The following is an 11,663-nucleotide window of genomic DNA, read 5'->3' as shown; positions in this document are numbered from 1 at the left end:
AAACCACCCTCCTCCCCGGCCCCCACGCCCACACCACCCAAACCCGCTTCACCGACTGGCTCACACAACAGCACGCCTGACACCACAACCCCGCAAGGCCTCCCCCGTGACGGGCGTCGCCCAGCGCCTTCGCTCGCAAGCCGGCCGGGCGTCCCCGCAGCCGGGCTGCCCGGGCTTCCGGCCGACGCGGCGAACGCGCGTGCTGGGCGCCGCGACGGGGTGGAGCCTGCCGGCAACTGCACCGGCTTCCCGGGCCCCAGGCCTCTTCGGGGGTGGTCCGTCCGGTCAGGGCCACCCCGCTCCCAGTCATTCGTCACCCAGCTCCGGAAGAGGAGTCACCTCACCATGCCCAAGAACCAGAACCCGCCCACTGTTTCCGATGCCGGCCCCTACGAGGGCGTGACCGGTGTCTACACCATTGACACTGTCCACAGCACGATCGGTCTCTCCGTCCGGCACGCGATGATCTCCAACGTCCGTGGCAGGTTCGAGGCCTTCGAAGGCCTCCTGAAGCTCGACGGGGTCCGGCCGGAACGGTCCGAGGCGCATGTGAGCATCCAGACCGCGAGCCTGGACACGGGTGTCGCCGACCGGGACGCACATCTCACGGGCCCGGACTTCCTCGACTCCTCGACCTTTCCCCTGATGACCTTCAGTTCCACCCGCGTCGTCCCCGTCGGTGACGGCGAGTTCCGTCTGGACGGCAAGCTCAAGATCAAGGACATCGAGCTGCCCATCACCCTGAACGTCGAGTTCGGCGGGGCCGGGCGGGATGCCTACGGCGTGAACAGGGTCGGCTTCGAAGGCAGGGCCACCTTGAAGCGTTCGGACTGGGGACTCACCTGGAACGCCGCCCTGGAGGCAGGCGGAGTCCTCGTCGGGGACAAGGTGACGCTCATCCTCGACATCTCCGCCGTCCAGGCCGACCAGGCCGCCGCCTGACGGCGCGAGACCGCAGTGAAGGCCGGGCCGGAGGGTCTGCGGAATCGTCGCCCCAGCACGAGGGGCGGACGTCCGCCGCGCCGCGCAGGCCTCCGGTGGCCTTTCCGCTGTTGTGGTGACCGCAGCCCGCCCGCCTCGCCCCGAGGAGACACACCGTGGTTCAGGACCTGTCCGCTGCCCGACCGGCGGGCCCTGATCCGGGCGCGAGCGCGGACCGGGCAGCTCCCGCGATTCCGGAGGGACAGAGTGCCTCCGACCTGACGTGCTGTGCGGGAACGGCCCGTGCCGGGGACCTCGCCGGCTGCGGAGCCGGTCTGACGCTCCCGCACCCCCACGTCGACGGAACGGTGCCGCGCCAGGCCCGTATCCCCACGCGCCCGCGGCTGTCCCCGGCCACGGCGGCCGGGGCTGCCACGGCGCGCACGGGTCTCCCGCCCTCGGCCGGGCTGCCTGGTGCGGTACCGGTTCTGCGCGGCAGGACCCGGGAGATCACCACCCTGAGCACTCTGCTGCTGGACGCGGAGCGCGGAACAGGAGGTCTGCTCGTCATCGAGGGCGCACCGGGATCCGGCAAGACGCGGCTGCTCGAGGAGGCCCGGCTCACGGCAGGCCGCCGGGGACTGCGCGTCTGCCAGGGGGGCGGCACCCTCGCAGGACACACCGCCCCTCTGGGCCCCGTTCTGGCGGCCTTCTCCTCCGGCGACGACCCGCTGTTCGACGCGCGGCAGCTGAACGAGGTCGCGCGGATGCCGAACCCCGGGTTCTGGGTCCTGCAGGAGCTCCGCGGGCGCCTGGAACGGGCTGCGGAGACCGCCCCCGTGGTCGTGCTGGTCGATGATGTGCAGTGGTGCGACGAAACCAGTCTCCTCGTGCTGAGGAGTCTGCCGACTGCCCTGGCCGCGAGCCCCGTCGTCTGGATCTTCGCAGAGCGCACCGCGGGACCTGCCGGTTACGGCCGCGCCGCCGGCGCCCGGCTGGGGCGCGAAGGCGGCCGGCGCATACGCCTGGACCCACTGGACGACCGGGCGATCAGGAATCTGGCCTTCGACACCTTCGGCGCCGTCCCCGACAGAGCCATCCTGGACCTGACATCACCGGCCGAGGGCAAACCGCTGCTGCTCCGGGAGTTGTTCGAGGGCTTGCGGGACGAGGGCACCGTGGAGGTGCGTTCCGGCCGGGCCCGTCTGACGGGCACCCAGGTTCCCAAACGCTTCGACGAGTCCATCCGGCACCGTCTGTCCCACGTGTCCCAAATGGCGCGTGACTTCACCGAGGCGGCCTCCGTACTGGGCCGCTCCTGCTCGGTCGACCTGATGGTCGACCTGCTCGCCGTACCGCCGGCTTCGCTCGTACATCCGCTGCGGGAGATCCTCACGGCCGAACTCATGGTGGAGAGCGACGGACGCGTGGCCTTCCGTCACGACCTGGTGCGTGAGGCTGTCGCCAGGGCCGTACCCGCCGCCCGGCGCAGGGCGCTCCAACGCCTGTGTGTCGACCTTCAGTTGGCCAGGGGGGTGCCGGTGACTGATGTCGCGGCGATGCTCTGCGAGTGTGCGGAGCCGGGGGACCGCGAGGCCGTGGCCCTGCTCGCGCACGCGTCAGACGGCCTGGCGCCCCGGGCACCCGCGGCAGCCGCCGCGCTGAGTGCGGGGGCCCTGCGCCTGCTGCCCGGGAACGATCCGGCACGCCCGCGGATGATCGCGGACACCGTGTCGCTCCTGTGGCTCGGCGGTGACCACGCCCGGGCGCTGGAGCTGGCCGAGTCGGCGTTCGGGGAACCGGGCACCCTGGACCCCGAGACGGAGGCCCGGCTGCGCCTGGACCTCGCGGGTCTCACCAGCCAGCAGTCCTTCGGCGAGGCCGTCCGGCAGGGGCGGCTGGGAGACGCGGTCGAGGGTGCGTCCGCCGGCCTCAAGGCCGGCTCGCAGGCCCTCCTGGCGCTCCATCTGACCAGGGGCGGCTCCTTGGACGAGGCGCACCGGACGGCTGTGCGTGCGAGGGACCTGGCGCGGAGCGCCGGACGGACGGCCGCCGAGGTCACCGCCCTCGTCGCGGAGTCGATCGTGGCCTTCATGCGCGCCGACTGGCAGCGGGCGGACGCAGCGTCGAACCGTGCGGTACTGCTCGCCCGGGATGTGGACCCGGCCGAGATCCCGTACACGCCGGGAATGTGGGCGGTGCGTCTGCTCACCAGCCACGGGTTCGGACAGCAGGCGGTGAACGAGGCCGAGGAGGGGGTTCGCCTGGCCAGGCGGCACGGCCGGGCGGCGGCGATGCACTTCTGGTCGATGGAGCGTGCACGCCTGCTGCTGGACGCGGGACATCTGGCGGAGGCACGCGCCGAGGCCGAACGCGTGGTGGCCATGGCCGAGCAGCTCGGATCCGCCGAATTCACCGACATCACCGTCCGCTATCCCGTCGGTGTCCTCGCGATGCACACGGGCGACCGGCAGGGAGTACGCAAGGCGGTCCGGGACGCGGGCGAGATGATGCGCGACGAATCGGCGTTCGTGAGCCGCTTCGGCGCCTGGCTGGCCGCTCAGGCAGCCGAGTGGGAGGGCGACAGCGTCGAGGCCCTGCGGCTGATGCCCCGGGAGACGGAGCTCTTCGATGCCTTCCGTCCTGAGTACCCCGTGCCTCTCGACCCGATGGACCAGCCGGTGTTCGTGCGTATCGCGCTGCGCGCGGGTGACCGCGAACGCGCAGCCGAGGCGGTCCTGGTGGCCCGGCAGCGGGCTGCGGCCAACCCGGAGTTCGCAAGCCTCGCGGCGGCGGCCGCGCACGCGCACGGCCTCCTGGAGGATGACGCGGCGCTGCTGGCCGAGGCGGTGGAGCTGTACCGGGGCAGCCAACGGCCGATCGCCGTCGCCTCGGCGTGCGAGGACGCGGGGCGAGCGCTGCTGAGGACCGTGCCGGACCGGGCCTCTCCCTACCTGGAGAGGGCCCTGCGCCTGTACGAGGAGTGCGGAGCGACATGGCACGCGGCGCGCGTCCGGCGCCGCCTCGCACCGGTCGGGAGCGCCGCGCAGCCGGTCTCCCGCACACGGAGCCGCTCCACCGGCTGGGCCGGACTCTCCCGGGGAGAGCTGCGGGTGGTGCGGCTGGTGGCCGCGGGCGCGGCCAACCGAGAGGTGGCCGAGCGGCTCTTCGTCTCACCGCACACGGTGAACACGTACGTCCGGCGGTCCTTCAAGAAGCTGGGCATCAGCTCACGGGTCGAACTGGTGAGGATCGCGAGGGAGCAGGACCACGAGGGCATGGCCGGCTCCTGAGCCCGTGCGACCCGTAGCCGGATCGCCCGGGGCCCGCCGTTCATGCGTGCCGGGCGCCGCGCGGCATACGGCAGTCCGGCGACACGGCCGAGCACCGTGCGGGCGCGTTGCCTGCGGACGGGGCAGCCGCCGGGGACACAAGGGAACGCGCTTCGCGCTCACCAGCTCCGCCCACGGCGCCACGCAGGTGGCCGGCCGGTCCGGGCAGCCCGGCATGCGGGCCGCCCGATGCGCGCAAGGGCATGAGGGTGACGCACCGCGCCCGCTTCCGACAGCCGCGGCGGTCACTCGGGCTCCAGCAACGAACTGAGGCGGCCTCGCGAGGCGACTCCCGCCTTCACGAAGACGCGCGAGAGATGGCTGGCCACCGTGCGGTGCGTCAGGCCCAGCCGCCAGCCGATCATCTGATTGGTCAGCCCGGCTGCCGCCAGTCGGGCCACCTCCGCCTCCCTGGGGGTGAGGCTCAACCGCGCCGCCCAGTCCGGCCGCGCCGACGCCGATGCCTCACCGGTGGCGATCAGTTCGGAGGTCGCACCCCGCGCCCAGGCGTCCGCGCCCAGATCGGTGAAGGTGTCGTACGCCCTCTGAAGGTGCGGACGGGCCTCCCGTACACGGCGCCTGCGGCGGAGCCACTGCCCGAAGGCGAGCTCGGTGCGGGCCAGTTCGTAACGCAGGGGTGCACTGCGGGGCGTCAGCGCTTCCATGAAGTGCCCCTCGGCCTCGTCCCCGTCGCTCAGCAGCGCACGTGACCGTGCCACGAGGTGGCCCACCAGGGGGGACCTCACGCCGCGGTCGGCCTCCGTCACGGCCCGAACCCGGTCCCGGACCTCGTCCGCGCGGCCGACCGCGACGGCGGCCGCGACGTAGTCGCCCAGCGCCCATCCGGCGACCACCGGGTGCCAGGCGTCATCGCAGTCGGTCGACATCATGCGCAGTTCCTCGAAGGCTTCCTCCGGGCGGCCACAGGTGAGGGACATCAGCCCGTGCGCCCAGCGGGCGCGGGCGGCCAGCATCTGCAGACGGCGCGGCAGGGCGAAGGAGAGGACCTCGTCCGTGAGCTCCCGGTGGCCGTCCTCCTCACCCGTCCAGGCCTGTGCCTGGGCCACCCCGGTCCGGAACGACAGCCTCGCGCAGGTGTCCTCGGCCGCCTGTGCCCAGGAGCAGCCGAGGTCCGCGTCCTCTTCCACGGCGGCCCTCCGCCCCAGGAGTACATGGGCCATCTGCAGGTGGGTCAGCACGATGACGGCGTCGCCGAAGTGGCCCAGATCCGTGAGGGAGCGCAGGATGTCGTTCCCGAGGAGGTCGACGGTGACCGGATCGTCGAGGGCGGTCGCCGTGACGACGTGCGCGACGCCGTGCGTGCGCGCCCGCGCGGGCGCTCCGGCTCCGTGCTCGGCCACGGCGTCGTCGAGCAGCGCGCGCGCCGGTGCGCCGTAGGCCGAGCGGTCCATCCAGCACAGAGCCGACAGGAGATGGGGATCGTTCTCCCGGCCGGGCTCCCCCAGCCCCGCCTCCAGAGCCGGACGCAGTGCCCTGCCCCACGCGGGTTGGTACAGGGCCGGTGCGAGCGAGCACGCGACGGAGGCGAAGGGCGGGGGCCATTGGGTGCTCGGAGCCGCGGCGGACCGCACCAGCAGCGGGATGGCGTGCTCCGAAGTGGCGTCCGTGCTGTACGCGGCCCGGGCCTCCAGCGCACAGGCCTGAGCGGTCATGGACGGCGCCATGGGGTCGGCCACGATCCGTCCGACGAGACGGCGCAGGGTCCGCACCTGCCCTCTCAGATCGGCGGCATGGGCCGCCCTGACGAGTCTGGCGATCCGCTCCTCGCCGCGGGGACTGAGGTCGGCCGCCCGCTCCAGGACGGCCGCGGCCTGCGGCAGGTCCGCCGGGGTGCCCTCCTCCAGTGCGGCGGCCGTGGCCTCGTCGGGGTCGGTGGACACGGCCGCGGCATGAAGGGCCCGCAGGTAGGGGGTGTCGGCCAGGGCCTCGGCCAGCGCCAGGTGCGCGGGCCGTCGCCGGCCGTGGGAGGAGCCCCAGTGGAGGGCGGACGGGAGCAGGGGATGGACGAAGCGCAACCGCCCTTCGGTGACCGACACCAGACCGGCCTGCTCCGCGGTGGACAGCACGGGGCCGTGGTCGATGCCGCTCGCCCTCGACGCCTCCAGCAGGATGTCCACCCGGTCGGTGTGTGCCACCGCGGCCAGCAGGAGGAATTCGCGCGCCGCAGACGGCAGGCCGTCCAGGAGCGAGCCCACGGTGTGCTGGAGGGGGTCGCCCAGGGGCAGCCACGGTGCCATGAGGGATGCCACCGGGACGCTCGGGTACCGCAGTGCCCGCGCGATGCCGATGATGCCCGCCGGATTGCCGCGCGCCTCGGCGAGTACCCGCGAGACCAGCGGCGGCGGCAGGAAGCGCGTGTGGGTGTCCAGTAGCCGCTTGCCGTCCGCAGGGTCCAGCGGACGGAGGCCGAGCCGGCGGAACCGGCGGATGACGGCCCTCCGGTCGCCGCTCCGAGTGGCGGCCACGAGTGCCACCGGCCCCCGGCGCATCCCCTGGACCGCGCGGGCCAGGGCGTCCAGTGACGGTGCGTCGAACCACTGGGCGTCGTCGACGGTGATCAGCAGCGGCACGGGGACACCCGCGCCGGTCCTGCGCACCAGAGCCCTGACCAGGGCGGCTCCCACCGAGAACGGGTCCTCGACGGTGGCGACGAGCTGGGTGGCGAAGAGCTCGCCGGCCCCCGGTGCCGCCGGCTCCCGCTCGAAGGCGGGCAGACGGAGCAGGAGCTGCGTCAGACCGGCTCCGGTCACATCCGCCTCTGCCCGGTGGCCACTGATCTCCACGACCGTGAACCCCGCGCGGCGGGCGTGGGTTGCCGCCGCGCGCAGCACCGAGGTCTTTCCGATACCGATGGGGCCGGTGACCAGGAGGACCTCGCCGGAACCCGTCGCACGGGAAAGAAGGCCTTCCACTTCCCGCAGTTCGGTGTCACGGCCGATCGGTTTCCCGGCGACGGACGGGCCCTGGGCCTCGGGGTCCTGCGCGGCCGGGCGATCCCGCAGGCCGCCGTCATGGGGTGCGTGCACTCGTTCACTTCCTCCGAGGGTGACTGCGCCGGCTGCTGAGGCGATGCGAGGGAGCTCTCTCGCAAGCGCGGGGACGTCAGTGGGTGGGGCAGCCCACGTCGTGACGTGGGGCGGGACCGACCGGTCCGCCGCGCCGTGCGGACATACGACAGGCGCGAGGTGTGCGAGCAGTCAGCTGGTCGCAGTGTGCAGTCACACTACACACTGCGATGCGCGGAATCCCCCGGACGGGGGCCGTCCGCACATCGGCGAGGCACTCACACGGGGGCGGTCACCTGGCCGAACGCGCGCCCTTCGGCGGAAAGGGCAGCGAAGAGGGCAGTGAATGGGGATCGAACGGGCACGTACGCACACCGTGTCGCCGAGCCGCCGCGATGCGGCCGGGGACGTCCGCCTCGCCTCACCGCCCGGCGGACGATCCGCCAGGGCCGTCCGCCTCCTCCCGTGCCCGGCGGGCAACCGCCGTGCACTTCCTGCCGAACGACGCTCACCACCGCACCGCGCCCCACCGGTTCGGCAGCGAAACCGTGATCGGTCCATGTCGCACGACCATGCGATATACGGGCCCGCCTCCAAGTGACACGGTGTGTGCAACACACCGTGTCACTGGGCCTTCCTCCGGTGACACGTCACCACGAGGGGCGGCAGACGTGCAGGCGACGACTTCTTCCAGGTCCGCACCGTCGTCCGGGGGCGCGCTCTCACGAGGCCGCGTACCCGGGGCGATGGCCGAGGGGGTGGTGTGCGCGGCCGGCCTCCGTGGGCACGGCGATGTGCTGGCCGCGCTCGGCACCGTTCTGGACGGCGCCCGGGAGCGCCGCGGGTCGGCGGTCGTCGTCCGGGGCGGGCCCGGCAGCGGGAAGAGCGCCGTGCTGCGGACCGCGGCGGACTCGGCGGCGGACGAAGGGTGGCAGGTCTTCCGGCTCTCGGGCACCCCCGCCGAGGCCGACTCGCCGTTCTCCGCACTGGGGTCACTCGTCCGCCCGGTCCTGGACGCCTCCCCCGACCTGCCCGCCCCGTTGCGTACGGCCCTCGGCGCCGCGCTGGCCGGGAAGGTGGGGGCCGCCGACGTTCTGCTCGCCTACTCCGGCCTGCGTCAGCTCCTGCTGGCCGCCGCACGCGACCGCCCCACCCTGCTCGTCGTCGACGACTGCCACTGGCTGGACCCCGGCTCCGCCAAGGCGCTGGCGTTCCTCGCCCATCGTCTCTCCGGGAGCCGTCTGGCCCTGGTGACCGCCGCCTCCCTCGACACCCCCCATCCGCTCGGTGACAGCGGCACCCGGGAGCTCGTACTGACCGGCCTCGACGACCGTGCCTCCGAACTGCTCCTCACGGACCACCATCCCGGCCTCTCCCCCGGCGTCCGCGCCGCCGTCACCGCCACGGCCCGGGGGAATCCGCTGCTGCTCATCGAGCTGCCCGCCGCGCTCACATCCGGGCAGCGCCGCGGAAGGACGGCGCTGCCCGATCCGCTGCCGGCAGGCCCGACCGTGGAGCGGGTCCTGGGCGGACCCTTCCGTGATCTGCCGGTCGACACCCGTGTGGTGCTGTCTCTCCTCGCCTCGGTGGACGGCGAAGCGACGCGAAAGGACGTGGTGTCGGCGGCGGAGGCCGTCGGCATCGACGCGCACGCGCTCGTCGCCGCCGAGAAGGCCGGTCTGGTGACCGGCGATCACGTCATCGGCTTCAGCTCGCCGGCCTACCGGTGCCTGGCCGAATCCACCGCGCCGGAAGCCGCCCGCCGCCTCGCCCGGTCGGCATGGGCGGACTACACGTACACCCGGCCGGGACGACGCGGCGAAGGACAGATGTCCGCCGGGTACGGGGAACAGGCCGTGAAACGCCTCGACACCCTGGCCCGCGCCGCCCTCGGGCGCAGCGACTGGAGCGCGGGGTTCCGGGCTCTGCGGCGGGCGGGCGACGCCAGCACCCGCCCGGACGAACGCAGCCGCCGGTACGTGACCGCCGGTGCGGCGGCGCTGAGGTCCGGGCGGTCCGGCGAGGCGCTCGCCCTCCTCGCGGACAGGAAGTCCCCGGACTGCCCTGTGGGCACCGGCCCCACCCTCGAACTCGTCCGCGCATGCGCCGAGTTCGATACGCTGTGCCAGGTCGGGCGCAGCAGCGGAGCGCTGGCGAGCGCCCTGTTCACCAGCGGCGTGAGCGGCTGCGACGTACGGGACGAGGCCGCTCTGCGCCTGGCGGAGGCGGGTTCCCTCCAGCTCTCCCCCGAGCCTGCGAGGCTCGCGCTCGACTGGCTGACGCGGCACGACGGCGTGGGCGGCGAGCCGCTCCGTATCGCCGTCACCGCCCACCTGGCACCGGTGACGCGGGCGGCGGAGATCCGTGAGCGCCTGTCCGTCGCCGTCGGCAGGTTCCACGAGGCCCCCGGCCCCTCCGATCCACGCGAGCTGGTCTGGATGGCGGACGCCGCCCTGCGGATCGACGACACCGGACTCTGCGACGAACTGGCGACCACCGCGCTCAGACGGCTGGATCCGGAGGACCACAGCCGCATCCGGCACTGCGAGGCGTTGCGGGCGGATGTGATGCTGTGCGACGGCCGGTGGGCGGAACTCCGCGCATTCGCCGAGTCCCGTCGGGAGCGGACGAAGAGGGACGGCGCCGGCCGCCATGACATCGACATCACCTGCCGGCTGCTTCTGGTGTACGTCTGCCAGGGTCGCTACGCGCAGGCCGAGACGCTTCTGGACGAGGTCCGCCGGTGGGCGGCCGGACATGGCTCGACGCACCATCTCCAACTCGCCGACCACGCCGCCCACCTGATGGCGCCGGCCCGCGGCGACGACACGGCGGCCCGTCCGTACGCGTCCCCGCCGCCTCCGACGGCCATCGAGGCGGTGACCGGGACGGTGCTGCGTCGTGCGTACGTCGACGTCGTCCGAGCCGCCCTGAGCCGCGGGGACGTCCGTGCCGCGCGTGATCTGCACGGGCACGCTTCGGCCGGCCGGCCGGAGAACGCGTCGGCGGTGATGTCCCTGGCCGTACGGCACGGAGCCGCTCTGCTCGCCGCACACAGGGGCGCGGCGGACACCGACGAGCTGTTTCGACACGCGCTGGAGGCCGCTTCCCCGACGCGGCCCTTCGACCGGGCGCGTCTCGCACTGGACTACGGAAGGTGGCTTCGGCGGCAACGGGAGACGGCCGGGGCCCGCGCCCAACTGCGCGCGAGCCAGGACGTCTTCGCACGTCTCGGGGCAGTGCCGTGGCGGGACATGGCCCTGGCCGAACTGCGCGCCATCGGCGTCAGCTCGCGGGACGCGGCCCCCGGCACCGTCCAGACCCCAGGCGCCGCGTTCCTGTCCGCGCAGGAGCGAAGGATCGCAGGCCTCGCCGCCCAGGGCCTGTCCAACCGGCAGATCGCCGAACGCCTCTTCATCTCACCGAGGACGGTGGGTTCACACCTGTACAAGGTCTACCCACGGCTGGGAGTCAGCTCGCGCCGCGAACTCATGGGCGTCCTGGGGAAGTCCGGTGATCACGCATGAGGCAGGATTCCGCCGCGGCCCGGCCCGAGGGGCCTCGATCCGGTTTCACCGGGCGCACCTCTCTCATCGCGGTGCCCGGTCTGCCGGGAGCCGGATACCCGGACCATCCGATGACGTCCTCGGTGCCCGTGCGGGAGCCCGCCGCCCTCACGGTCGCGGTGCAGGCCGGTGACACCCTCACCGCCGAAGGTGCCGAGGCGTATCTGCGCGGATCCGAGGGGGTGCGGGTGGCCGCGTGGGGCTCCTGGGACTGCGCCGACATCGCGCTGATACTGGATCACCAGGTGACGGAGCGGACCATCGGGTGGATGGAGCGCGTCTGTCAGGAGACCGAGGCGCGTGACGGGCTGCCGATCCTGCTGGTGGCCGATGAGATCGGTGAGCGTGACCTGGTTCGAGCGGTCCGCTACGGCCTCGTCGGTGTTCTGCTCCGTCGCGACGTCGGCTGGGCCCGTGTGCTGGAGGCCGCTCGGAGCGCCCTCGACGGCAGCGCGCCGATGCCCGCCAGGCTGGTCCGGTCGCTGGTCGAGAGCATGCGCTCGCTGACTTCGGCCGTGCAGCAGCACGGAACCGACCTGTCGGGCCGCGAGGTTGACGTTCTGAGCCTGCTGGCCCAAGGGCTCAGCACGGCGGACGTCGCCGCTCGGCTCAACTACTCCGAGCGCACGATCAAAAACGTCCTGCACGAAATGATGACGCGGCTCGGTCTGCGCAATCGTACGCACGCGGTGGCCTATGCGGTCAGGAAGGGAGTGGTGTGAGACGAACGGGGCCCTGTGGGCTGTCCGCCCGGATGACCGGTCGCATGTGCAGGGACAGTGCACGGATGTAAATTCCCTATCCTTGCGTGACGAGCC

At 73.1% G+C, this 11,663-nt stretch carries 5 protein-coding genes; 4 read left to right on the top strand and 1 reads right to left on the bottom strand.

Going from position 1 to position 11,663, the window contains the following annotated elements; translation table 11 throughout:
- Positions 1-345 precede the first annotated feature (345 nt).
- Together ACGFZA_RS38680 and ACGFZA_RS38675 are read left to right on the top strand one after the other, a co-directional pair.
- Positions 346-942, top strand: a complete 597-nt coding sequence (locus ACGFZA_RS38680; RefSeq protein WP_393685408.1) for a YceI family protein — start codon at positions 346-348, stop codon at positions 940-942.
- A 155-nt stretch (positions 943-1,097) separates the two neighbouring features.
- On the top strand, positions 1,098-4,214 hold the full coding sequence (locus ACGFZA_RS38675; RefSeq protein WP_393685406.1) for an AAA family ATPase: 3,117 nt from the start codon (positions 1,098-1,100) through the stop codon (positions 4,212-4,214).
- Positions 4,215-4,498: 284 nt separating this feature from the next.
- Here the strand turns inward: ACGFZA_RS38675 and ACGFZA_RS38670 are convergent, their stop codons facing one another.
- Entirely contained in the window at positions 4,499-7,300 is a 2,802-nt protein-coding gene (locus tag ACGFZA_RS38670; RefSeq protein ID WP_393685404.1) for an AAA family ATPase, read from the bottom strand.
- A gap of 725 nt (positions 7,301-8,025) precedes the next feature.
- On the opposite strand from ACGFZA_RS38670, the gene ACGFZA_RS38665 reads away from it, so the two are divergent.
- A complete protein-coding gene (locus ACGFZA_RS38665) occupies positions 8,026-10,806 on the top strand; it encodes an AAA family ATPase (RefSeq protein WP_393685402.1) in 2,781 nt (926 codons plus the stop codon).
- Complete coding sequence (locus ACGFZA_RS38660) at positions 10,803-11,567, top strand: LuxR C-terminal-related transcriptional regulator (protein WP_385286933.1); 765 nt, start codon at positions 10,803-10,805, stop codon at positions 11,565-11,567. Before ACGFZA_RS38665 ends, ACGFZA_RS38660 begins: the two co-directional genes overlap by 4 nt.
- Positions 11,568-11,663: the final 96 nt, after the last annotated feature.

Source organism: Streptomyces sp. NPDC048211 (assembly GCF_043202315.1).
Lineage (GTDB): Bacteria > Actinomycetota > Actinomycetes > Streptomycetales > Streptomycetaceae > Streptomyces.
This window is presented reverse-complemented; position numbering and strand designations above follow the sequence as displayed.